We start from the raw sequence: 25,410 nt of genomic DNA, 5'->3' as shown, positions 1-25,410 counted from the left end.
TTGTTTTTATTATGGCTTTGGTAGGTTGTTAAAATCAACATTTTGGATGGGTTTGTTCAAATCTACCATTGAAAAATCTATCCCAAATAGGTTGGCATAAAATAAATCTAAGGCAGTATATAGAGCTAAATATTTGTCATTTTGTGCATCTCTTAGTTTTGAGCTAAGCGGCGCACCAAAAAGTTTGGGAGCCATGCTATTTGTTGTTAAAAGAGCATTGAAAGTTGTTTTTAAAGCTTCATCTTGAATGTTTTTTGAAATGCAACTGACCGCCGAGCTGTTATAATTCAAATTACTTTTAGGGTTATTGGTGTTCCATAGGTCTGTTTCATTTTTTAAGGCCTCAAAAACATCAAGCGTGTGTTTGGAAATGATATCTTCATATTTTACAGTTGAGTATAACGCCGATCTTAAGTATTGTGAATAGGCTTGAAACAATGTGGTGTTAGGCCTTGCTCTCCTGTAATAATTTATCATGTCGTTTTCAAAACTATACAAGGCTTCATTATATAATTTTGAATTTAAACCGTCGCAATTTATCAGCGTAGGTTGGACGGCATATTTATAATCTGTAAACGAGTTTTTATTCTTACAACTGAATAAAATAAGTGCTAATAAAAATGCGGTAAGTGTAATTTTTGGGTTCATTTTAAAGTTCATTTTTTAATCGTTCTTGTTCTGTGTATTCTGCCAATCTTTTTTCTATGATTGGTTCAATTAGTGTTTTTCTTGGGTTGTTTTTTGTGAATGGATAAAGTTCCAATTCATCTTTCATCCTGTCCTTGGGGTTCGTGTGTTTGTTGGTTCCAAGCAAAATAGATTCACCATTATCAAACTGTTGCTGTTCTTTGGAAGCGCTTTCTTTAATTTTTCTTTGGATGGTGCCGCTTTTAAGTTGTTTTAAAAAGCCACCTTGGGGTTCAATATTCTTAAAGAGGAGCAAAGCTTTTTCAGCAAGCTGATGGGTTAAACTTTCAATATAATAAGAGCCGTCGGATGGATTGTCAACTGCATCAAAATAGCTTTCATGTTTTAAAATCAAAAGCTGATTTCTGGTTATACGTTCTCCAAATTCATTGTTTTTATGATAAATGGAATCATAAGCCAGATTGCAAATAGTATTGGCACCGCCAAGTATGGCGCTCATGCATTCCGTGGTGGTGCGCAACATGTTCGTATTAAAATCGTAAATGGTTTTGTTGCGTTTTGATGGAACTGCAAAAATTTGGCAATTCTGATTTATGTTATATTCAGTGGCCAACGTTTTCCAAAGTAAGCGCAACGCCCTGAGTTTGGCTATTTCAAAAAAGTAGTTGCTGCCAACTGAAACTTTAAAGTTTACTTTTAAAGATTTCTTCGCTTCACTCGCAATGTCGTTGTCTAAATGATTTAAATATTCGTTGGCATGGCTCAACCCGTAGGCCAATTGCTGAACCATATTGGACCCAGCATTTTGGTAAAGGGAAGTGTCAATTGAAAATGAATTTGCTGTTTTTACAATGTTTTCAAATTTTTGAAAATCATCATTTAGGTTTTTATACCAATTTCCTGTTTTGGCCAAGTTGCCAATGATATCTATGTGAACATAGATTTCCGCTTTTGATTGGAATTTTGAAAGATTTTGAATGAATCTTTCCGAAAGAAAGAGCAATTTAAAATGAAGGGAAACCGAATTTAAATCTATGTTCTTTAGTAAATCATCAATTGAAGCGTTTTCAGAAGGAATAATAAATTCAATGCTTTCTGCACCGCGTTCAATAACATCAATGGCATGAAGGTTTGATTTTTCTACATGCGCCACAAAAATAGATTGGCAAATTTTCCATTGGGTGGCTCGGGTGTCTGATATTTCTGGTAGATCATCAAAATCATCAGCATGATAAAAAGGCTTTACGGAAATGTCTTCATTCGATTTCCAAATCAGGGTATCATTGTAATCAGCACCTTTTAAATCGAACTGTATTTTTTGCTTCCACTGTTTTGAAGAAACGGCATCAAATTCGCTGAATAACGTTTTACTCATTATCCTTTGTTTTTAAACTGTCTTCGTATTCAATGATGTAAATTTCTTCGTTGTCGCGCTTCATATAATACGCTTCACGGGCAAATTTTTCCATGCCTTCTTCAGAACTTAGTTTTTTTAGGTCTTTCTTGTCCTTTTCTATCTCTTTTTTATAGTATTCCTTTTCATTTTCGAGGTCGTCAATTTCGGTATTTAGCTCATGATGTATAAGCCATGAGTTGGCATCAAAAAATATCATCCAAACCGCAAAAACTGCCAAAATGAGCAGGAATATATTCTTGAATGGTTTTAAAAGTTTCTTTTTTGAAAAGCCCATAGTTATAGTTTTTGGGTTATGATGGTACGAACAATATCAATGGCCACGGTATTATATTTGTTATTTGGTATTATGATGTCTGCGTACTCTTTCATAGGCTCAATAAACTGGTCGTGCATGGGTTTCAGGGTAGTTTGGTATCGGCTCAAAACTTCATCTAAATCCCTTCCCCGTTCAGAAATATCACGTTTTAATCTTCTGATTAAGCGCTCATCACTATCGGCATGCACAAAGATTTTTATATCGAACATATCTCGCAACTCCGGATTGGATAAAACCAATATGCCTTCAACAATCATTACCTTTCTGGGATGGGTTAAAATGGTGTCGCCCGTTCTATTATGTTTAACGAAAGAATACACGGGTTGGTGTATGGGCCGTTCATTTTTTAGCTCAAGTAAATGCATTGCCAAGAGTTCAAAATCAATAGATCTAGGGTGGTCAAAATTTATTTTTACGCGTTCGTCGTAACTTAAATGAGAAGTGTCTTTGTAATAGGAATCTTGAGACAGAATACCCACTTCGCCTTCCGGAAGCTCATTTAACAATTGATTGACCACTGTGGTTTTGCCACAGCCAGTTCCACCTGCAATTCCTATAACTAACATGAATTTGGCTTTTTACAAAGTTAAATAAATGAAAAAATCAGCAAGGTAGAAATGCTATTATTTTTCAATTTTTGAAACTTCTGCTTCTGTAACCATGTTGTCATTTTTATTGCCCCAACTGTTGGTAATGTAGTTCATCACATCGGCCACTTCATCATCCCCCAATCCCATCGGTGCCATAAGACCGTTGTATTTTTGACCGTTTACAACAATTTCTCCTTGTTGGCCATATTTAATACCTTTTATGGAAGCAGTTCTGTTGTTCATTAAATAATCTGATTTTGCCAATGGAGGATAGGTTTTTCTGATGCCTTCACCAGTAGGTAAATGACAAGAAACGCAAAAATCTTGGTATATTTTGCTACCTCGTTTTATGCTCTCTTCCAAGGGAGTGGTCTGGGTGTAGTCATCATTATTGGAAAAGAATTGTAATGCTGATGTTATTAAAACAATTAAAAAAATAACTAGTGATTTCATAACTCTAGTTTTTAGGGACAATTTTATAGATACCTTTTCCTTCCACCGCAATGTATATAATTCCATCTGGGGCTTGAATAACATTACGCAGCCTGCCAATTCCTTCAAATAATTTTTCGCGTTTTACAACTTTGTTGTATTTTAAAATTAAGCGCTCTAAATATTCGAATTTTAAGGAACCAACCAACACATCGCCTTTCCATTCTGGATAATTTATAGATGATACTATGGCCATGCCACTTGGTGCAATTGAGGGGACCCAATAAAATAGGGGTTGTTCCATGCCCTGTTTTTCGGTAATGTCTGTAAAAGTGGTGCCGCTGTAGTTAATGCCATACGAAATTACAGGCCAGCCATAATTCCTCCCTCTTTTAATAACATTTATTTCATCACCTCCTCTGGGGCCATGTTCATTGATCCAAATGGCTCCGGTAAAGGGGTTTTTTGTCATACCCTGTGGGTTTCGATGCCCATAACTATAAATGGCTTTTTTGGCATCTTTATATTTGTAAAAAGGATTGTCTTTTGGAATGCTCCCATCGCTATTCAAACGGTAAATTTTACCACAATCTCTTGTAATGTCTTGTGGATTCACATCGCGTTCGCCACGTTCTCCAATTGAAAAATATAGATAACCTCTGTTGTCAAACTCAATTCTTGAGCCAAAGTGCTGGCCTTTTCTAGTATTTGGTTCAGCTTTATAGAGTACTTGTTTTTCAACAAATTTGTTGTCTTTTAATTTGGCTCGCATCAAAGCCGTGTTTCCACCATCGCCTTCACCTTCAGAGGAACTATAGGTCATGTAAATCCATCCGTTGTTTGTGTAATTGGGATGTGTTTTTATATCCATTAAACCACCTTGACCGCGAACATAAACTTCTGGGCCGTCTTCAACAGTTGTTTTCTTCCCATCCTTAAAATGGATGATTTCACCTGTTTTTTCCGTAATTAGCATGCTGCCATCAGGTAAAAAAGTCATTCCCCAAGGGATGTATAAATCAGGAACAACCAATTCGGTAGTGTAATTTAAGTTTTGAGGGTTTTCAGCTTTAACTTCAGATTCTTTTTGTTGCCCGCAGGCTGAAAGTGCCATAAATACGATGGCAAGAAAAGTATCAATGTGTTTCATAACACGATTTTTTTTGATTTAAAGTTACATTAAAAACTATAATTTACATTAATTCCCGTATAAAAATTAGCAGGGTTGCCAGGATAATAATATCGTGGTGCATTACCTCCAAAACTTGGCGCATTTATTAGAATTTGGGAGGCATATGCTTCATCAAAGATATTGTTTACACCAAAGAATACATTGGACTTTAGCTTTTTATTAAGATTTGTTTTGAAGCCAAATTTTAGGTTTGTGAGGTTGTAGCTTTCAGAATAAATGCTGTTGCTATCTGTCATGGGCATTTTTCCGACGTGCTGAAAATTGATGTTTCCGTAAAACCCAATTTTAGAATTAAAGTCAATGCCCATATTGAAGATTTCTGAAGGCACGCCTGTTAAATCGTTTCCAGAGTAATCGGTCGTGTCGTCTACAAATTCCTTAAACGTAAAATGATTTAAGGTGTAGCTAATTAAAGTGCCGATTGAAAAATTCTCTTGAGTTCTAATTTGATAATCCAAACTTACTTCAAGTCCGTCATGTTGGGTTTTACCTGCGTTTATGCCAATGAATTCATCTTGAGCAGTTCTTCTGGGAACCAACAGATTTTTGATATCCAAGCGGTAAAAAGACAAACTATATTGCATTCGGTTTTTAAGTGTAGCGCCACGAGTACCCAGCTCAAAATTCCAGCCAGTTTCTGGTTTTAGGTTGGTGTTTATTTGACCATCTGGCAATAATGTTTCATTTAAAGAAATGGGTGAGAAGCCATGGCTGGCATTGGCAAAAACAGTTGTACTTTTACAAATAATATGTGAAATGCCCAGTTTTGGAGACACGATGGTTTTGAACTTGAAACTTCCTGATTGGTCGGGATTTGAGTTGGATGCCGGAAATTGGTCATCTAAAACATACCCCGTTTTATTCAGATTAAGCCCCAGGGAAAATGTGGTTTTTTCCGAAATCTCATAATTGCCATCAAAAAAAAGATTGAAATAATGCCTGTTTTCTGAATAGCTAGACAATTTATTGCCGGCAACGCTTCCGGTATCTGGTGGAAAATCTGAATACAGATTTTCGAAAGTTTCGTAATCATAATTATCTTTAAAAATTTCCCCACCGAACGTGTAATTGAGGTTTTTGTTCAAGATATCTATGTTCCCAAGCAGCCGAGTCCGGATTCCAAAAGCCAAAGTTTCTTCTTTTAAAATATTGAAAGGTCTTGGTTCGTAAGCATTTCTAAAAGATATAAAGACACTGGTTATTTGTTTTGTTTTATTGTTGAAATCATGGTTCCATGATAGACCAACAATACCACGTTGAGAGTCTTCATAACCTTGGGCAGCCTTCCAGTTTATGTCAGCAGATTTTGGGCTATTTAGATAAGTTGTTTCGTTTATTGAACTCGGTATAAAAGCCCTTAAATCAACATAACTGGCCAAAAAGTTTAAGCTGTTTTTTGCATTTAAAAAATGATTTGAATTGAAGGTAATTGTTTGTCTGTTATAGTTGTTGTTTTCTCGAAATCCATCGCTATTGGTATTGCTGTATACAAAACCCAAACTGTTTTTTGATGAACCATAGCTTCCATTTAAAACGCCTTTCCTCAAACCAAATGAACCTATTGAAAATTCAGAATTCACCTGCGATTCGTTTAAAAATGCCAGTTTTGGAGATATGTTTATGGTGCCGCCAAGTCCAGCGCCATAAATACTTGAAACGGCTCCTTTGGTTATTTCCATTCGAGAAATGGATGTCAATTCAAAATCTTCAATATTGGTTTCACCACTACCGTTTGTTAACGGAATATCTTTAAAATATGCCCTTATTTTTGATGTACCAAAAAGGTTTCTAGAGCCAATACCGCGAATGGTAATTCTGTTGGTGTTAAGCGCGCCGCTTTGCATAAAAACACCTGGTACTCTGTTCAAAACAGAGTTGAAATTTATATGGTTGGAGCGCTCAATATCTTTTGTGGAAATAATACTTATTGCCGTTGCAGATTTTTTTAGTTTAGTTGGAATTTGGTCAACTTTAATGACAATCTCGTTTAATTGTGACGTATTGATTTGCAATTCAACAAGCGAAAAAGTATTTCCTTTAAACTCAATTTGTTTTGGGGAATACCCTTCTTTTTTGAATAAAAATGTTCCAGGGACGACTTCAAAAATTCCATTTAAATTTGAAAAAACAGAATCGTTGCTTTTCAAATTAATAATTAAAACCTCTGGGATAGATAATTTATTTTCTTTGTCAATTACTTTACCGGTTAATGGGTTTTGCCCAATGGAAAAAGTGCTGATAAGGGCAAGGCATAGAAAGGATAGACAGGTTTTTATTGAAAACACAAATTCTTGATAATTGATGAAAAGCGAATATATGATATTAATAATAACTAGGGAATGTAAGACTATAAATATTTTTAAAATTATGATTTGCCAAATGAATAAAAGAAGTATATTTGCAACCCGTTAGAGATAACCAAAATCGGGGTGTAGCGTAGCCCGGTTATCGCGCCTGCTTTGGGAGCAGGAGGTCGCAGGTTCGAATCCTGCCACCCCGACAAATAAAAATTTAAAACACTGCAAGTCTTCGGAGTTGCAGTGTTTTTTGTTTAGGGTAATTTCAGAATTGTAAAAGGCTAAAAAAATAGGAAGGAGTTTAGAGCAACATTATTATAGTTTATGCCTACATTTGTGAGCTGTTGAAATTCTAATTTTGTTTAAAAAATCATTAAAATGAATTTATTTGACATATCCGATAAAGTAGCATTGGTTACCGGTGGCGGTGGTGTGCTTGGAGGAAGTATGGCAGAATATTTACTGGAAAACGGTGCTATTGCAATTATTCTGCACTACAAACAAAAAACGGTTGATGAAACTGTTAAAAGAGTGTCTGCTATTAGTAAAAAAGTAGACGGTTATGTCTGCGATGTTACTGATAAAGAAAGTGTTCAAGAAGTTTCAAATGCTATAATGGCTAAGTATGGAAGAATAGATATTTTGATTAATGCGGCCGGTGGAAATATGCCTGGAGCAACCATTGGACCAGATCAATCTTTTTTTGATGTCGATTTAAATGACTACCGAAAAGTTGTTGATTTAAATCTTTTTGGAAGCGTTATCCCGACTATTGTTTTTGGTAAAGAAATGGCAAAAAATAAAAAAGGCAATATTATTAATATATCTTCAGTAGCTGCAGATAGAGCTTTAACGCGAGTTGCTGGTTATTCTTCTTCAAAAGCAGCTATTACTAATTTCACAAAATGGTTATCGGTAGAGTTAGCAACTAAGTATGGTGACGGATTGCGCGTTAATGCTATAATTCCTGGGTTTTTTATTGGGAATCAAAACAGGGCTTTGTTGCTAAAAGAAGATGGAAGTTATACAGATAGAGGGAATACAATTATAGCCAATACACCCATGCAACGCTTTGGTCATGCCCATGAGTTGCACGGAGCCTTGCATTATTTGTGTTCTGATGCTTCAAAATTTGTAACGGGTATTGCCATTCCTGTAGATGGAGGTTTTAGTGCTTTTAGTGGCGTTTAATTTTTATTAGAATAAAGATGAAGGAAACATTTAGGTGGTTTGGGGTTAACGATTCGGTGAAATTATCGCATATAAAACAAGCTGGTGCAACTGGGGTGGTAACGGCTTTGCATCATGTTGCAAATGGTGAAATTTGGGAAGTTGAAGAGATTTTGAAAGTAAAGGAAGCGATTGAATCCAATGGTTTGGAATGGACCTTTATTGAAAGTATTCCCATCCACGAAAATATAAAACTCCGCAAAGGCGATTATTTACAGCGTATTGAAAATTACAAGCAAAGCCTCAAAAATGTGGCCACTTGTAGAGTAAAAAATGTGTGCTACAATTTTATGCCTGTTTTGGATTGGACGCGTACCCAATTGTTTTGGAAATTAAATGACGGAAGCACTGCGCTGCGTTTCGATAAAGTTGAAATGGCCGTTTTTGAAAAGTTCATTATGAAACGAGAGGGAGTTGAAAAAGCTTATACTGCTGAGATTTTAGAGCAAGCCAAAGTTCGTTTTTCTGAAATGACTTCAGGAGAAAAACAACAATTGGAAGATAATGTTTTAAAAGGTTTGCCAGGAACGGTTGACGATTTAACCATTCCGGTTTTCAAAGACATGATTTCCCAATACGATAATTTATCGCATACCGATTTAAAGGCCAATTTATCATATTTCTTAAATGAGGTTATTCCCGTTTGTGAGGAGCATGACATTGTTATGGCCATTCATCCAGATGACCCACCAATCGATATAATGGGGTTGCCCAGAATTATAAAGTCGGAAAAGGATTTGGATGATCTGGTCAGTTTTGTTGACAGTCCATCAAACGGCATTACGTTTTGCACGGGATCTCTAGGAGCAAATCCAGATAATGATTTGCCTAAAATGATTAGAAAGTTTAGCGACCGTATTCATTTTTTGCATCTGCGAAATGTGAAACGTGAAGACGACGGTAGCTTCTTTGAAGACAATCATTTGGAAGGTTCGTCAGATATGTACGAGGTGGTTAAGGCAGTTTTGGATATTGAAAAAGAACGTGGTGTGCAATTGCCTATGCGTCCAGACCATGGACATCAAATGTTGCAAGATTTAGATTCTAACAGTGCTTATGCGGGTTATACCGCCATTGGTCGTTTACGTGGCTTGGCTGAAATACGTGGCTTGGCTATGGGTATTTTGCGTAGTTCATAAATAAGTTAAGGATTTACTACATTTTTGGGTTTTCCGCTTAAAAATGCTTCTAAGTTTTCAACGGTTGTTTGCATTAAGCGCATACGTGCTTCTTTCGGTGCCCAAGCAATGTGCGGCGTGATGATGCAATTCTTGGCATTTAATAACGGATTGTCTTTTTTCATAGGCTCTTTTGAAATAACATCAATTGCTGCTCCAGACAATTTACCTTCATTAAGTGCTTTAGCAAGATCTGTTTCGTTAATTAATGGGCCACGGGAAGTGTTAATTATCATAGCGCCATCTTTCATTTTTGTAATGCTTCTGCTATTTATAAGGCCTTCAGTTTCTTTCGTCAATGGGCAATGAAGACTTATAATGTCTGAAGATTTTAATAATTCTTCAAGGGAGACAAATTTCAAAGTTTCGTTTTCAAATTCCGTGAAAACTGTTCTGTTGTAAACCTTAATCTTCAGACCAAAAGCTTGGGCAATTTTAGCCGTAGCTTTGCCAATTTTTCCAAAACCAATAATCCCCAAAGTTTTTCCAGAAAGTTCGATAAGCGGATAATTCCAAAAGGAAAAATCTTTGCTGTTTATCCACTCTCCTATTTTTACAGCAGAGTTGTGCGCCCCAACATGGTGGCACATTTCTAATAATAAAGCCAAGGTAAATTGAGCAACGGCAGTTGAGCTATAATTAGGTACATTGGTTACAGTGATGTTGTTTTTTTTTGCAAATTCAATATCAACAACGTTAAAGCCTGTGGCCAGAACGCCAATATATTTCAGATTTGGTGTTTTTTTTAAAATTGAACTGTTAATAGGTGTTTTGTTGGTGAAAACTATTTCGGCATCTCCAATGTTATTGATTATATCCGAATCGTTATATGCCGTTCTGTCAAAAACGGTTAAGTCTCCGTATTGTTTTATGCCTTCCCAATTTAAATCGCCCGGGTTAAGCGTGTAGCCATCCAGTACGACTATTTTCATAAGTAGAGTGCCGGTTTATAAATAAAAATTTGCGAGTGAAAATACTATTTAACCCTATTATAGATTTCAGCATAAACGGGTTGCCCCAAACTATCGCGTGTTATTTGTGTAAAGGAGTTTTCATCTATGGTTATTTCCCAATCCCAAGCTTTATCTGCATTTATGCGTTCCATCATGGCTTTTGAGCCATATTCTAAATTCTCGGTTAAAATGCCATCCTTATAAGTGTAATCACCCACGCCAAACCAATCTAATGAATCCCAGGTTCGCAGCCTGCTCCACATAATTTTTGTTTCAGAAAACATTTTCATCTGCTTAAAATCGTTGCTGGATTTAATGCTGTCTACCTGGCCATCATCTCTATAGTTTAAGAAGCTCACCAATTCCCAAGCTCCTTCTAATGAGTGCACTTCGGTTAGCTCGTCCATCACTTCTGGAGTAGTAGATTTAGCGTCGTTTTTACAACCAATAAAAAATAATGATAATACCAGAACAAAGAATAGATTTTTTCTCATGACATATTTAGTTTGTTGATTACATCAAATAAATTTACAAAAAAAAACAACATTAAATTTCGCTCCATAGATTTTAAATATTTGGTCATAGGAAAGTGTTAATAACTTATAGGTAAGGTTTTCATCAAAAATTCTACTTTTGTTGTTCTAAAATGAAATGATTATGTCTAATGATATTGAAAGAGTAAAATGCCTCATTATAGGATCAGGGCCTGCGGGTTATACAGCTGCAATTTATGCAGCAAGAGCCAATATGAGTCCTGTTTTGTACCAGGGCACACAGCCGGGCGGACAATTAACCACGACTAATGAGGTTGAAAATTTCCCAGGTTACCCTGATGGTATTACTGGTCCAGAAATGATGATGCAATTACAAGCCCAAGCGCAACGTTTTGAGACAGATGTGCGAGACGGATGGATTACCAAAGTTGATTTTTCTGGTGAGGTACACAAAGTTTGGGTTAATGGCGAAAAGGAAATTCATGCTGATACAGTGATAATTTCAACTGGTGCTTCCGCAAAGTATTTAGGCTTGGATTCTGAGCAAAAATATTTGAAATTGGGTGGAGGTGTTTCTGCATGTGCTGTCTGTGACGGGTTCTTCTACAGAAACCAGGAAGTAGTTATAGTTGGGGCTGGAGATTCTGCTTGTGAAGAGGCACACTATTTATCTAAACTGTGCAAAAAAGTTACGATTATAGTGAGGCGAGATGTGTTTCGGGCATCAAAAATTATGGAAGCGCGGGTTAGAAACACCAAAAATATTGAGATTTTGTTCAACGCGGAAACCGATGAGGTTTTAGGAGACGGACAGGTCGTAACCGGTGTAAGGGTGTTTAACAATAAAACCAATGAAAAGCACGAAATTCCCGCAACAGGATTTTTTGTGGCCATAGGGCATAAGCCAAATACTGATATCTTCAAAGGTTATTTAGATATGGACGAAACGGGTTACATTATAAATGTACCAGGCACATCAAAGACTAATGTTGAAGGCGTTTTTGTTTCTGGTGATGCTGCCGACCATGTTTACCGTCAAGCGGTTACGGCTGCGGGAACAGGTTGTATGGCTGCATTGGATGCAGAACGTTATTTAGCGGCCAAAGACTCTAGTTTTGAGGTATCAACATCTACTTATAACTAATGAAATAGATAATCGAGTTTAATAAAACCGAAGTGCAAGCTTCGGTTTTATTTTTTCGGAATATATTTTTAAAATATGTTTAAAATTGTTTTCTTTGAACCCCTGTTTTAAACGGGATGTGGCGCAGTCCGGTTAGCGTACACGGCTGGGGGCCGTGTGGTCGCAGGTTCAAATCCTGTCATCCCGACATCTGTATCGTAAGATACCTTCTAAAAGCTTATTGAATGAATCGTAACAGTAAAATTTTTACTGATTTCATTTAATAAGCTTTCTTATTTTAAAAAAGTCTTTTCGGTAATGCATTTTTACCAAGCATTTTATAGATTTTAATTAAGACTAACTACAAAAGAATACCCAGAAAAACTTCAGTTTAAAAAAATATTTAATTTTTTTTCTAGGAGTTGTCACCCACTTATTAAATTTATACGTCCTGTTAGTATAACGTTCTAATCAATCTGTAATAAGAAACAGATTAAAACATATTAATTAACTAAAACTTCAATTATGAAAAAACAATTACTTTCATGCTTGGCATTGGCTTTAGCTCTTACTGCTGGCGCGCAAATTACCCTAGTAAAGGATATTAACGATGGGTCTTCAGATTCAAACCCAAACGACTCATATACTTTTAACGGTAAAACTTACTTTCAGGCTGATGATAGCTCAGGAGTTAACACTGGTGGTATAGATTACGGTGACGAACTTTGGGTTACCGATGGTACAACAGGTGGAACTATGCTGTTTAAAAATATAAGAGGAACTGAGGATACAGGTGGTGGATCAACAAGCTCTCAACCGGAAGGTTTTTTTGAATATAATGGCTCCTTGTATCTAAGTGCAAATACTGATGCTGGTAGTCAATTATTCAAACTTAATGCCACTGAAGATGATTTAGATGAAGTAACAGGTGTTCCAGGGTTTAATAATTCTTGCGAACTAGGTGGTTTAATCTATTTTGTTTATGAGCCAGGTCCTGGTTTGGATAACCTATTATATGTTTTTGATGGTACCACTGCTGGCCCAGTAACAAATAATAGTGTCGGAACACTTGGTACTGAAGATATACTTAGTAATACATCGGCAATTTCATCTTCTTACCTAACTGCATATAACGGTAAAGTGTATTTTTATGGGCAAATGTCTGTAGATGCTGCTCTCGCAGATACTGATCCAACTCGAATTGGTTACGAACTTTATAGTTATGACCCTGCTGCCGGTTTGTTTGAATTGGTGAAAGATATTGACGACGGCTTAAATACTACGGGTACAGGCCCAGGTAACAGCGGTGTGAGTAACCTTAATGTGGTTAATGGTAAACTTTATTTTGAAGCAGATACATCAGGGTATTTATATGAAACCGATGGCACCGAAGTTGGGACTGTGCCTGTTGCAGCAGCTACGACTGCAGGTGTAGATGGTTGTTTGTCTTTTTATGTTTGGAACGATAAAATTTATTTTGAAGGCGATGCTGATGGAAGTGACCAACTTTGGGTTTTTGACCCTGTTGCAGATACTGTAACTCAAGTTAGTAATGTTACAGGTTACAGTTCACACGACCCAAGATATTACGCTGGTGTTGGTGCCGATTTATTTTATGTAGGTAGAAATGGTGTTAATAACACTGATTGGCATATTTACAGATTGAAAAATGGTACAGATTGGGAATACATTGATGCTACTGATGATCTTGATTGCGAATATTTGTTCGAGTTAAATGGTAAGTTGTATTTTGAAGGTGATGATGATGGTTCTGCAGCTGCTTATGGTACTGAATTATATGAGTTGGATCCAACAACGCTTTCGGCTTCTGATGTGAGACTTAAAGGTATTGCCGCAGCATATCCTAACCCTGCAAAAGACTATATAACTGTAGATAAATCATTGGTAAACGGTGCTTATAGTATTTACGATGTTACAGGAAAAGCTGTTAAACAAGGGGTGCTTCAATCCCAAAAAATTAATTTAAACTTGAATACTGGGTTCTATATTTTTAAAGCCCAAACAGATTCTGGTTTCTATACACAAAAACTTATCGTGAAATAAGTTAACTTATTATAAATTTTTAAAAAAGCCACCTAGAATTCTAGGTGGCTTTTTTTATATGATTATCCTAATTTTTAATATTCTAAATTTTTATATTCAAAAAATAACATAGCGTATAATGGTGAATTTTAAAATTTTCTTTTAATAATTCATTAAATAATGGTTTTTGTTCAAAAGTTTACAAAATATGTTATATTCTCTATAACTTTGTTGAATACTCAGTTGGCTTAAAATCAAATTAAGCAAACTCCCTGGGGATTGTGTGATAATGAAAGTATCTGGTAAAACCATTCAATATAATAGCTTAGAGTTCAAGGGCATTTTTGAGCGTCTTTTTCCTCATATGTGTGTACTTGGTTCCCGGATTTTAGGAAGCGATGACAAAGGAAAAGATGTGGCCCAAGAAGCCTTTGTTAAATTATGGCAAAGGGATAACGAAGATTTTAATAGTGAAAGGGCACTTCAAGCTTATCTTTACGTTTTAGTGAAAAATGCCTGCATTAGTCAGCTTCGAAAAGAAAAAAAATACAATAGCACAACTTTGGACGAAGGACTTACCGTAAGCCAACAGTCCGTTTTAAACGAAATATTAAGAGAAGAAACATACAAGCTATTGTACGAAGCAATTAAGGAACTATCTCCACAGGCAGAAGAAGTTGTTAATTTAGCGCTTAAGGGCTATACCAATCAAAACATTGCGGACGAACTGGATATTACTGTCAATTCAGTAAAAACAGTAAAAAAGCGTGCGTATTCAAAACTTAGAAAAACGCTTGGAAGCCAATTTGTTACCATATTGCTAACAAATTTCATTCAATTTTTTTAGAGATTTTTAACAAACCTGTCACCCTTTGTAGTAAAAGTTGCGTCCTTATTATGTACAACGTTCTAGTTTGTTGTAATTTAAAGGTAAAATGGAAGAAATAAACAATCAAATAAAAAATTCAGAACTTTTAGCCGGCAAAGTCTTGGGCTCTTTAAACGAAGCCGAGCAAAAAACGTTGCATGAATGGGAGCAAATGCCTGGTAACAGGGAGCTCGCCGAAGATATTCTGAACCCAGAGGCTTTTACTGCCTGGAAATACAAGCTCAGGCAGGTTGATACCGAAAAGGAATGGAAATCTTTTTTAGCGCATATGGAGGGCTCTACTGATAACCGCGCTAAAGTTATAAGATTAAAAGTCGTAAAATGGGCGGTGTCAGTAGCAGCAATATTCATATTGGGTATTGCAGTGTTCTCTTTATATGAATTTTCAAGTCTAGAAAATAATTATCAAACCGTTGAGGCCTCAACTATTGCGCCTGGTTCTTCAAATGCAGAATTGGTATTGTCTGATGGAGCAATTGTGAACTTAGCACAAGCTTCAAAAAATAAAATTAATGAAGGTGAGGTCCTTGCTGAAAATAACGATGGTGTTCTTCAATATTCCAATTCAAAAGAACAACAGGCAATAGTCAGCAAAACAAATACACTAAAAGTACCTAGAGGTGGTGAGTATCAATTGGTGCTTTCAGATGGCACAAAAGTGTGGTTAAATTCTGAAACCGAATTAACCTATTCTGTTCCTTTTGTTGGTAAGGAAAGAAGGGTAAGCTTAAAAGGTGAAGCCTATTTTGATGTTGCTCCAAATAAAGATATGCCCTTTGTAGTAGCCTCAGAAAATCAAGAAATACAAGTGTTGGGTACTGAATTTAATGTATCAGCATACCCAAGTGACGCCAATGTGGTGTCTACCTTGGTGGAAGGAAAAGTTCAGGTTCGTAGTACACAAGCCGGTCAATTGGAATTGTTATTACCAAACGAGCAATCTATCTTTAATAAAACTTCCGGGAATATTAATAAACGTACTGTTGATGTTTATCCTTACATAGCTTGGAAAGATGGGCGTTTCGTACTAAATAACGTAACGTTGGAAGATTTTCTGTCTAAAATGTCCAGATGGTACAATGTTGAAGTTGTTTTTAATGATGAAGGCTTAAAAAGTATCAAGTTCTCTGGGGATCTTCCAAGATATAATGATATGACCAGTATTTTAAAAATTATTGAAGCAGAAATGTCTGTGAACATAAAAGTAGAGGATAACAAGAAAATACATGTGTTTAAATAATCTTGCCAACCGCCAGATTAAATGATATATCAAAAAAAGTTACTAACCTCTTTTCTGTTAATTGAAAAGACACATAAGAATAAAATAAATATGAGATTGTCTATTATTTTTATGATGACCGCTATGCTAAGTTTTAATGCAAAAGCGTATTCTCAATCTAAATTTGTAAAAATAAATTTAACCAATGTGAGCTTTTCAGAGTTGTTTGAAGTTATCAGGCAACAAACGGATTATAGTTTTTTTTTCAATGATGAAAAAATAGCCGAACTGGATAAAATCTCTGTAAACAAGGAAAGGGTCACCGTAAAAGATTTGTTGGATGAAGTTCTGGCCGGAACCAATTTATCCTATAAATTAGTTGACGGTGTTGTGGTTATAGTAGAAGATGGTAAGGTTGTTGAAACCCAAACTTTGGTTGTTACAGGTAGCGTGGTTGATGCAGTGAACAACGAACCCATTCCTGGGGTAAATGTAGTTCTTAAAGGTAGTAGGTTAGGTACAACTACAGATTTTGATGGCAATTTTACTTTTAAACTTCCTGGAAATAAAGCTATTTTAATTTTTTCTTACTTAGGTTATAAAACTCAGGAAATTACAGTAACAGAGTCAACCGAACTCAATATTAAATTGGAAGTTGAAGTTGAAGGTTTAGATGAGGTTGTGATCAGTACAGGGTACACCAAAATTGATAAAACCGAGTTGACTAGCTCTGTTTCATCCGTAGAGGCTGAAGATTTAAATATCGTAGGTGCAATAAGTGTAGATAAAATGTTAGAGGGTAAGGCAACGGGCCTATCTATTACTAACTTAAGTTCAACACCAGGTGCTGCAGCTAAAATAAGAGTGCGAGGAGGTAGTACATTTACAGGAAACCAAAGCCCGCTTTGGGTAGTAGATGGTGTGATTTACGAAGACCCCGTGCCTTTATCGGCTAGTGAAATTAATAGTTTCGATAATGTAAACTTAATTGGTAACGCCTTAACGGGTATTAACCCAACCGATATAGCAAAAATAGATATTTTAAAAGACGCATCAGCGACAGCTATTTATGGTACACGCGCTGCAAACGGAGTTATTGTAATAACAACTAAACGCGGTAAACAAGGAAGGCCGCAATTAACATATTCTACTGGTTTAAGTTTTTCACAGGCACCGCAGTATTCAGATTTAAACTTAATGAACTCTCAAGAACGTATTGACGTATCTCGAGAAATGTATGAAAAGAATTTAGGTTATAGTCAGTCTTATGAAAATATAGACCGTATTGGCTATGAAGGTGCTTTATTGAATTTATGGGATGGTACCTATACTTTCCAAGAATTCCAAAATCAGGTAAGTTATTTGGAAACCTTGAATAGCGATTGGTTTGATGCGTTATATCGTAATTCGTTTACGCAAAGACATTCTGTAAGTGCTTCAGGCGGCAGCGAAAATGCGAAATACTACTTTTCTTTAGGTTACGACGACCAGCAAGGTGCGGAACAAAATGTTGATTTATCACGTATTACAGCACGTTCAAACTTAGATTTAGATTTAAGGGATAATTTAAAATTGTCATTCAGGATTAACGGCTCGGTTCAAGATGCAACGTATAACCATGGTTCTGTTAACCTATTTAACACAGCATATTATGCAAGTAGAACAATCCCAATTTATAATCAAGATGGTAGTTACTTCATGCAAAGTCAGAGCATTGGTTCGTTTGGTGGTGAACTTACTTATGCGGGTTATAATGTTTTAAATGAAATGGATAATTCCGAAAGAAATATCACTAACAAAGAGTTAACCATTGCCGCTTCCATAAACTGGAAATTTTTAAAGAATTTCAGGTTTAACAGTCAGGTGAGCTATAGAAACACCACAAACCTAACTGAAGAGTGGATTACAGAAGACACCTATTATGTTGCAAACCTTCGTACTTATGATGCTTTTGAAGAGTTAATAGAAAGACGCGTTGATTTGAATAGTTCGTTACCATTTGGTGGTGTTTATAATGGTGGTATGGTAAGTCAGGATACATACTCTATCACCAATCAATTAAACTATAATTTAAATATTAATAGACACACCTTTAACATTAATTTGGCGCAAGAGGCCCGTTCTGTTAATTATTGGGGGGCAACTGGTTTTACCGTGCCAGGATATAACCATTACCAAGGTAGGGGCTTTATTGCACTGCCTGACGTTGGAAGCACGACAAATGACAACGGTCAGCCGATTTTAAATTTTGAAGCTTATGATTACGACAACATGATTAATTGGTTAACAGAAGATGGAGGGCTTAATGTATATCCAACAATTACTGATAGGGTAGCAAACAGCATGTCTTTCTTTGGGATATTTAATTATGTTTATGATGGGCGATATGTGTTAAACTTTAACATGCGAAGCGATGGGTCCAATACTTTTGGGCAATATGAGCGATATAAATTTAAACCGACCTACTCTGTTTCTGGCCGTTGGAATATTCATAACGAAGGTTTCATGGATAATTCTAGCGCCGTCAACGAATTGGCTTTAAGAGCATCTTATGGCGTAAGAGGTAGTATGCCAAATGCGAGTCCGTATTTAATTATTTCAGATTATGGAAGGAATAATGTGGCCTATTACCCGGAAAATACTGCCCGATTAAGTGAATTTCCTAATGCAAATTTACGTTGGGAAAAAACAACAACTACCGATATTGGCCTTAATTATAGTTTTTTTGACGGTCGTTTAAGTGGTGCCTTAGATTTTTCATACTCAAAAAGTGTCGATTTATTGCAAATACGACCCATATCGTTAGTTAATGGTTCAAGCACCCAACTATATAATTCAGGTAGTAAAGACGTAAGTAACTACGAGTTGTCGCTTAGAGCAGTATTGCTTAAAAAGGAAGATTTCGGTTTAAGTACAAACTTTAATTTCTCTTACAGTAAAGACCGTGTGTTAGAAGGTTTTGAAGAAGGTGTAGATTTAAGTGGTTTAACCGTGGGTGATTATTTAAATGGTACTATTTACAGAACAGGTTTTCCAACCAATGGTTTCTTCGCTTATCAGTTTGATGGGCTAAACGAAAATGGCTTGCCAACATTTAAAAATTTGGTCATGGAGGGAGCAACCCCAAACCAACAACTTCAGGCCGTATTAAAATATCAAGGTAGTAGAGTGCCTTTATATTATGGTGGTTTTGGAATACAAATGCGTGCCGGTAATTTCAACCTTTCAGCTAACTATACCTATAAGCTAGGTTACAAAACAAGATTATTGAGTTTGTATAACGGTAACCAAAACTTACCATTGCCTTACGAAAATATGCATGCAGCCTTTAATAACAGATGGAGGCAGGCTGGTGATGAACTTATAACCAACATTCCTGGTCTATCAAACTATAATCAGACTTTTACCGATACAGCAGCACAAGCTGATGGGTTGGATTTTATTTATGCTACTAATAACGATTATATATTTTCAAGCAGGGCTACTAATGCATGGGGGGTATACGACAGAAGTGATGCAAGAATTGTTAGTGCAGACCATATCCGTTTTCAATCGTTAACTCTATCGTATAATGTACCTGAGGATATTTTAGCCCCGACTGGAATTAAGTTTATGAATATTGGTTTGCAAGGAAGTAACTTGGGTTTTATTGCTTTCGATAAAGATTTAAAAGGGCAAGACCCAGAGCAGGTTTCAGGTATTGGTATGCCTACATTACCAACCTACAGTTTAAGTGTAAATATGAGTTTCTAAAAAAAGGGATATGAAAAGATTTATGTACATACTATTGCTTCTGCCACTTTTGGGATGCAGTGATTTTTTGGATGAAGTTAGTCAAGATAAATTAGTGCCTGAAAAGACGGACCACTTTGCTGCCTTGTTGCTTAACGAATTTAATTTTGACTATCCCATCTTTAGAGATATCGACTATATGACAGACAATATAGTAGAAGACAGTAAAGCGCTTACTTCAGATAAGTTTGCTAACAAAACGACTTATACTTGGCAACAAGAAATTGAAATAGATGAAGATGGTAACGAAATAACTTCTATAAATCGATCTTGGGGACGGATGTATGAAGACATAGCTATTGCAAACTATGTTATTGAGCTTATTGATGAAGCTATTGGTGCTCCTGAAGACATTTCATATATAAAAGGAGAAGCTTACTTTGTTCGAGCTTTAAGTTACTTTAACCTACTTAATTTATACGGACAACCATACAATGAAACTTCCTCTGGTGTCGATTTGGGCGTGCCTTTAAGAAAGGATATCGGTGTAGAAGCAACCTATAATAGAGATACCGTTGAAGCAGGTTATACTTCTATAGAGGAGGATTTGTTATTGGCAATCGATTTAATTACCAATAGTGGCTCGGAAAAATCTATTTGGCATCCCAGTGTTGCAACATGTAACTTGCTAATGTCCCGAGTTAAATTATATCAAAAAAAATGGGATGAAGTTATTCGGTATGCTAATGAGGTTATTAATGTAAAAAGTTTAAGTAAACTATCTGCAAATTCGCCGCTAATTTCAGAAAGCAATAGCGAGGTTTTATACTCTTATTACGGAACAAGCCCTCTATTTAGGTTGTATAGTAGCGGAACTAATTTACGGTCGTTATCCTATTTTGTAAATACAGAATTGGTGAATTTATATGATGATGCTGATATTAGAAAAGATGCGTTCTTTTTGCCTGTTTCAGATATATCGGGGAACATAACTTATCGAACCAAAAAATATGAACTGGGATTATTTTCAGAGTTAGGGTTTGCCAATTTTAGGGTGGCAGAAGCTTACCTTAATAGGGCAGAGGCATACGCGCAAAAAGGAGAATACAATAATGCTTTAAACGATGTAAAAACATTGCATGCTTATCGTTATTCAAATGTTTCAAATATCGTTTACCCAAGTGATGACAGTGAGATTTTAGGCTATGTATTGAACGAGCGCCGAAAAGAATTTTGCTTTGAAGACCATCACAGATGGTTCGATTTACGACGTATGGAAAACAGACCCGAAATTGAGCATAGATTTACACTAATTGAAGATGATGGATCTAAATTAGGAACAGAAATTTATACGTTACTATCAAACGATATTAATTATACATTGCCCATTCCGTTAGATGAAAGGGAGAACAATCCGCTTATTTATAATAATGAGCGTTATGTGAAAATACCTGTACTAGAGGATTAATGAATTCTTAACTACAATAAGTATGAACATTGCCCATTAAAAAAATGAACGCATGAAAAATAATGTTATAAAATATTTGTTGCTATTTGTTTTCGCAATTACAGCTTGTGAAACAGACGAGTATGCTGCAGCAACCAACAAAGATGAGGATCGAGTTGCTACCCAAATAGATTTATCCAATCCTATGGTAGCACAATGGTATAAAGACCTAAATATGGGAGTGTTATTTGAATACGATAAAAACCTTGACATAGCTTATGTAGCTGGTTCTGATGCAACTGCATCCAGGTGGGATGATGCTGAAATTCCAGAGATAAGCACCCTTTTTGAAGATAGTAGCACAGCTACTTTGCCAGATAATATAGAAACCTATAAACAATATAAAGACAGTGTTGTCAAGTTGTTTGATGAAAATATTTTTAAATTTTTTAAAGCAAATAGTTTCATTTCTGGTTTAATGCCTTATAAAATTATTGTAAGTCATTCTATCTATTTTCCTGGAAATTTACCTGGAGAAGCTGGTTCTGTCGTCACAGAATCGACATCAAGATATTCGGATGATAATACTGGTCAATTGCGTACTGTTTATAACGACAATGCCATTGTTTTTTCTGGAGATATTAATGATATTACATCTACCGAGGCTAAAATAGTTGAATTTTCAAAAGATAATTTTTATATCCTTTTTTCTAGAATAATGGGTATGCACAATCTTTACGATTTAATTCCAGAAAGCTTTCATGCCAATAAAAATGAATATTATGGTAACGAAATGGAAGCCATATTTAGAGATGAAATGAATATTGCTGACGAAAAATTAGTTTTTGTCATTGACAAAGATTGGTTTTTTGCAAAAGGCTTCATCGATTCAAAAAACTTTTACGAATCTGGCATAGGCACTATTTTTCAAAATTACGATGAAGATGGTAACTACCTTGGCGTTGCAGGTCGTATTACACATCGTGATGCCATAGCACCAGATGACGAATTTGTAGCAGATAAAGAAACAGATATACGTAGTTACTTAAATGAGATGATCCATGGAAGTAGTGATGAAATTTTAGCATATCCGCAGAACATTCAAGATAACATGAAATTATTATTGGATCTATTTACAGAATGGGGTGTAGATATGCTATTGGTCAATCCTGATTTGGAAGTGTTAAATGCTTAACATAAAAAAATGAAAACCGTGAAAAAGAACTTATTATTTATGTTATTGTTTGGAACGTTTGGGCTTTTAATGTTTCAAGCATGTGAGGAAGATCCCATATTTCCAGATCCAGGTTTTGAAATTACCGACCAGCGGGTGGAAGTAAGGCGCGATACGGCAGATTATTATAATATACATACGGCAATGAAAGTACCCAATAAGGTAAAAGAAATCCTTTTATTGGATGGCTTGGATTATGAGGAATTGGAAACCATAAACGACTATAATGGTCAAGCAAATTTTGATTTTGATTATTTAGTTGATTTAAGGGAAATAGTAAAAGATTCTGTTTTAAATTATATCATCAAGGTAATTGACCAAGATGGCCGCAGTTTTAACCAAGGTATTAGAATTTCTGTTAAAGGCTTTTCCTTTCCTGAAATAAAACTAGTTGGGGGTAATAATGTGGCTGTGGCAGCACCTGCCTATACAGTTAAGGGGTTGGTTTCAACAGGGTTGAATACTATTGAAACGATTAGAGTAGTTTTCGAAGGTGTGGAATATTATAACTACCAAGCTGTGGCGGGTGAAGAAGTATCAGAATTGGATATAGCTGCTATAGTATTTTTGGGTAACTTAGAAGAAGGCCAGTCCTATCCTATTGAAATTATTATCACAGATAATGTTGGGCAAGAATCTACAACTATAGTTCATGTCCGTAAAAGCACTTCAATTGCTAAACCAACCAAAATTATCTATACAAATACGGGTGTTTCAACAAGTACCCAAACAGAGATCATTCCTACATATAACGAAAATCAGGAATTAATAAAATTTGCTATAAACTTTGCTTCCGGAGTTGTTTATCAGGCTGAATTTGAATATAACGACATAGGAATGGTGTCAAAATATATATATACCAGTTTCGATTCTAGCGGAGGTTTTGATAGAAAAAGCTATTTTTACTTTAATTATGTTGAAGGCACAAAACAGCTAATTGACATAGATTACCAAGTTTTTAATTACGATGAAAATGGCAATATTACTGGTGAAAGTGCCATAAGTAAAGAGGCATCGGAGTTTGTTTATGATGGAGACACCAATAAAGTATTGTCTTTCCGCAGAAGCTCAATTGTCAGCAATATTTATTATAGTGATCCCTTTGGGTTAGGTGAGGATATATATGGAGAATATTTCCAAATAAATAGTTATATGTCTAGCAATACCGTGAGAAGACAGCACAGAGAGGATTACGACCCAGTACTTATTTCTACATATAACGAAGGATTACCTCCGTTTACAGACGCGGTAAGTAGTGTAATGTTTACTGTTTTCCAAGACATTCTGTATAATAAATATATGATGACGAAAACTGTGAACACCGATCCCAGTTATTCAGATACATATTTAACCAAGCCAGCCTATACTTATGAAACCGATGAAGATGGAAAAATCACCCTTATTACAGCTTTTAATACTGAAGGTACATTCCAAACGCAAGGTAATACAAGGTCGTACGCATTTTTCTATTTGGATTAATTGAAAAGGAATATTTTTTAAATCAAAGCTGTTATCTTTAAAGATGGCAGCTTTTTTGTTATCATGTCACTCCAAAGTCGAAATTTTGCGTCTTAATAGTATAAAGTCATTTCCGGCTTAATTCAGAATTTATTAAAAAACATGAAAAAACATCTTTTATTTCTATTCACCATTGTCTTTTTTGGAGTGTTAAATGTGTCGGCTCAGGGAATCGAGTTTCAACATATTTCACTTGATGAGGCACTTGCTAAAGCCAAAGCCGAGAATAAATTGGTTTTTATTGATTTCTATACCGTTTGGTGTGGGCCCTGCAAGGCTATGGCAAAGAAAATATTTCCATTACCGGAAGTTGGTGAGGTTTACAATCAAGGTTATATAAACATCAAATTGGATGCGGAAAAAGAAGGGCTGGCCGACGCAAAGCAATATCAAGTAACAAGCTACCCCACATATTTGTATTTAAATGCTGATGGAAATGTGGTCTATAAAGAAACGGGTATGAAACCGGCTGAAGATTTTATTCAATTGGGGAAAGATGCCTTAAAATCTGTTGACAGCGAATATAGCTTGGAGCGTTTGCAGGCCGATTTTCCCAACAAACAAAACGATGCCGATTTCCTTAAAATCTACTTCAATAAAATGTTGGAATACGGACAAAACCCCGCCTATGGCATTGATGCTTGGTTAAAAGTGCAAACCGAAATTGAGGAGGACGATGTAGATATGATGGAATTCTTGTTAAAACATCAAAATTATATTTTAATGGACTCCAAAGGTGAAGAAATCCTTTTGGCCAATTTTGATGAGTATATGGATATTGCCACCCAAAAGGAAGAAAAGGATTTAGAGCGGTTTAAAATTTTAACCGTTCAAAACACTAAAAATTTAGCGTACGACACCAAAAACGCGGAGTTATGGCTCGCTTTTATAGAACGCTTTAAAACCTTGCCAGAGCAGGTTCAGAAAAAGGGCAACCTTCTGGAGTATAAAATGATTTATTATTCCATGATAAAAGACGATAAAGCCTATAAAAATGTTGTAGAGCAATATATTGACAGTTTAATAATTGCCAACGTTGTAGGTGAAATTAAATCGGATGATGAAAAGTCTTATCAACAGCGTATTAAAGCTCTTGAAGGTAACAATTCCCCAGATGCCGAGCGCTTAAGGGAAGCCTATAAAAATGGAATAACGGGTGGTAGAATTGTAAAAGACATACATGACAAAGGCAGTGCTTACCTTCATCGAATCAACAGCAACAGCAAAAACGAATACAAAACTCTTGAAAATTGGATAGATTACGGTTATCAATTCGGCTCAAGTACCTATTATATGGATAACCTCTTGGCAGATATGTATTACCAAAAAGGAAAAGCAAAAAAGGCAATTGCCTTAAAGGAACAGGCTGTGGGTAATTGGCCAGAGTATGATAAAAAAAGGGCAAGTAGGGTTTATGAGCTAGAGCAAATGCAAAAAGGTGAAGAAATTTAATGGCAA

Annotated in this window: 20 protein-coding genes and 2 tRNA genes; 13 read left to right on the top strand and 9 right to left on the bottom strand. The window is 35.8% G+C overall.

Annotation, left to right across the window (positions count from 1 at the left end):
- Nucleotides 1-9 precede the first annotated feature (9 nt).
- The 7 genes from ACB104_RS10600 to ACB104_RS10570 are packed head-to-tail and all read right to left on the bottom strand — an operon-like array spanning nucleotide 10 to nucleotide 6,880.
- Entirely contained in the window at nucleotides 10-648 is a 639-nt protein-coding gene (locus ACB104_RS10600) for a hypothetical protein (protein WP_370478564.1), read from the bottom strand.
- Nucleotide 649: 1 nt separating this feature from the next.
- Nucleotides 650-2,023: a methylmalonyl-CoA mutase subunit beta gene (locus ACB104_RS10595; protein WP_370478563.1), complete on the bottom strand. Its 1,374-nt coding sequence runs from the start codon at nucleotides 2,021-2,023 to the stop codon at nucleotides 650-652.
- Nucleotides 2,016-2,339 (bottom strand): FtsB family cell division protein, encoded by a 324-nt coding sequence (locus ACB104_RS10590; protein ID WP_370478561.1) that lies wholly within the window; start codon nucleotides 2,337-2,339, stop codon nucleotides 2,016-2,018. Before ACB104_RS10590 ends, ACB104_RS10595 begins: the two co-directional genes overlap by 8 nt.
- A gap of 2 nt (nucleotides 2,340-2,341) precedes the next feature.
- Nucleotides 2,342-2,947, bottom strand: coding sequence for a uridine kinase (gene udk, locus ACB104_RS10585; RefSeq protein WP_370478559.1), 606 nt, complete (start codon nucleotides 2,945-2,947; stop codon nucleotides 2,342-2,344).
- Nucleotides 2,948-3,004: 57 nt separating this feature from the next.
- Nucleotides 3,005-3,424, bottom strand: coding sequence for a c-type cytochrome (locus ACB104_RS10580; RefSeq protein ID WP_370478557.1), 420 nt, complete (start codon nucleotides 3,422-3,424; stop codon nucleotides 3,005-3,007).
- Nucleotides 3,425-3,428: 4 nt separating this feature from the next.
- Complete coding sequence (locus ACB104_RS10575) at nucleotides 3,429-4,553, bottom strand: PQQ-dependent sugar dehydrogenase (RefSeq protein WP_370478555.1); 1,125 nt, start codon at nucleotides 4,551-4,553, stop codon at nucleotides 3,429-3,431.
- 29 nt (nucleotides 4,554-4,582) lie between these two features.
- Nucleotides 4,583-6,880, bottom strand: a complete 2,298-nt coding sequence (locus tag ACB104_RS10570; protein WP_370478553.1) for a TonB-dependent receptor family protein — start codon at nucleotides 6,878-6,880, stop codon at nucleotides 4,583-4,585.
- A gap of 140 nt (nucleotides 6,881-7,020) precedes the next feature.
- Between ACB104_RS10570 and ACB104_RS10565 the strand changes: the two genes are divergently transcribed.
- The 3 genes from ACB104_RS10565 to uxuA all read left to right on the top strand — a co-directional run bounded on the left by ACB104_RS10565 (nucleotide 7,021) and on the right by uxuA (nucleotide 9,261).
- Nucleotides 7,021-7,095, top strand: a tRNA-Pro gene (locus ACB104_RS10565).
- Between the two features lie 175 nt (nucleotides 7,096-7,270).
- Nucleotides 7,271-8,083: an SDR family NAD(P)-dependent oxidoreductase gene (locus ACB104_RS10560; RefSeq protein WP_370478551.1), complete on the top strand. Its 813-nt coding sequence runs from the start codon at nucleotides 7,271-7,273 to the stop codon at nucleotides 8,081-8,083.
- A 17-nt stretch (nucleotides 8,084-8,100) separates the two neighbouring features.
- Nucleotides 8,101-9,261 (top strand): mannonate dehydratase, encoded by a 1,161-nt coding sequence (gene uxuA, locus ACB104_RS10555; protein ID WP_370478549.1) that lies wholly within the window; start codon nucleotides 8,101-8,103, stop codon nucleotides 9,259-9,261.
- A 5-nt stretch (nucleotides 9,262-9,266) separates the two neighbouring features.
- Here uxuA and ACB104_RS10550 read toward each other — a convergent pair whose 3' ends face one another.
- Complete coding sequence (locus ACB104_RS10550) at nucleotides 9,267-10,232, bottom strand: D-2-hydroxyacid dehydrogenase (RefSeq protein WP_370478547.1); 966 nt, start codon at nucleotides 10,230-10,232, stop codon at nucleotides 9,267-9,269.
- Nucleotides 10,233-10,276: 44 nt separating this feature from the next.
- On the bottom strand, nucleotides 10,277-10,747 hold the full coding sequence (locus tag ACB104_RS10545) for a hypothetical protein (RefSeq protein WP_370478546.1): 471 nt from the start codon (nucleotides 10,745-10,747) through the stop codon (nucleotides 10,277-10,279).
- Between the two features lie 163 nt (nucleotides 10,748-10,910).
- On the opposite strand from ACB104_RS10545, the gene trxB reads away from it, so the two are divergent.
- The 10 genes from trxB to ACB104_RS10495 all read left to right on the top strand — a co-directional run bounded on the left by trxB (nucleotide 10,911) and on the right by ACB104_RS10495 (nucleotide 25,404).
- Complete coding sequence (trxB, locus tag ACB104_RS10540; RefSeq protein ID WP_370478544.1) at nucleotides 10,911-11,891, top strand: thioredoxin-disulfide reductase; 981 nt, start codon at nucleotides 10,911-10,913, stop codon at nucleotides 11,889-11,891.
- A gap of 112 nt (nucleotides 11,892-12,003) precedes the next feature.
- Nucleotides 12,004-12,078, top strand: a tRNA-Pro gene (locus ACB104_RS10535).
- A 317-nt stretch (nucleotides 12,079-12,395) separates the two neighbouring features.
- Nucleotides 12,396-13,934, top strand: coding sequence for a T9SS type A sorting domain-containing protein (locus ACB104_RS10530; protein ID WP_370478542.1), 1,539 nt, complete (start codon nucleotides 12,396-12,398; stop codon nucleotides 13,932-13,934).
- A gap of 268 nt (nucleotides 13,935-14,202) precedes the next feature.
- Nucleotides 14,203-14,760 carry an RNA polymerase sigma factor gene (locus tag ACB104_RS10525; protein WP_370479093.1) on the top strand — a complete coding sequence of 186 codons (558 nt, stop codon included), beginning with the start codon at nucleotides 14,203-14,205 and terminating at the stop codon, nucleotides 14,758-14,760.
- 88 nt (nucleotides 14,761-14,848) lie between these two features.
- Nucleotides 14,849-16,042, top strand: a complete 1,194-nt coding sequence (locus ACB104_RS10520; protein WP_370478540.1) for a FecR family protein — start codon at nucleotides 14,849-14,851, stop codon at nucleotides 16,040-16,042.
- Nucleotides 16,043-16,132: 90 nt separating this feature from the next.
- On the top strand, nucleotides 16,133-19,774 hold the full coding sequence (locus ACB104_RS10515; RefSeq protein WP_370478538.1) for a SusC/RagA family TonB-linked outer membrane protein: 3,642 nt from the start codon (nucleotides 16,133-16,135) through the stop codon (nucleotides 19,772-19,774).
- Nucleotides 19,775-19,784: 10 nt separating this feature from the next.
- Nucleotides 19,785-21,221, top strand: coding sequence for a RagB/SusD family nutrient uptake outer membrane protein (locus ACB104_RS10510; protein WP_370478536.1), 1,437 nt, complete (start codon nucleotides 19,785-19,787; stop codon nucleotides 21,219-21,221).
- Nucleotides 21,222-21,273: 52 nt separating this feature from the next.
- Nucleotides 21,274-22,395: a hypothetical protein gene (locus ACB104_RS10505; protein ID WP_370478534.1), complete on the top strand. Its 1,122-nt coding sequence runs from the start codon at nucleotides 21,274-21,276 to the stop codon at nucleotides 22,393-22,395.
- 9 nt (nucleotides 22,396-22,404) lie between these two features.
- The gene (locus tag ACB104_RS10500; RefSeq protein WP_370478533.1) at nucleotides 22,405-23,913 is read left to right on the top strand and encodes a hypothetical protein; all 1,509 of its coding nucleotides are present in this window, start codon (nucleotides 22,405-22,407) and stop codon (nucleotides 23,911-23,913) included.
- 141 nt (nucleotides 23,914-24,054) lie between these two features.
- On the top strand, nucleotides 24,055-25,404 hold the full coding sequence (locus ACB104_RS10495) for a thioredoxin family protein (RefSeq protein WP_370478531.1): 1,350 nt from the start codon (nucleotides 24,055-24,057) through the stop codon (nucleotides 25,402-25,404).
- Nucleotides 25,405-25,410: the final 6 nt, after the last annotated feature.

Origin of the sequence: Tamlana flava, from assembly GCF_041287255.1 — a bacterium.
Classification (GTDB): domain Bacteria; phylum Bacteroidota; class Bacteroidia; order Flavobacteriales; family Flavobacteriaceae; genus Tamlana; species Tamlana flava.
Note: the sequence above shows the minus strand (reverse complement) of the source record. Positions and strands in the feature narration are given on the sequence as shown.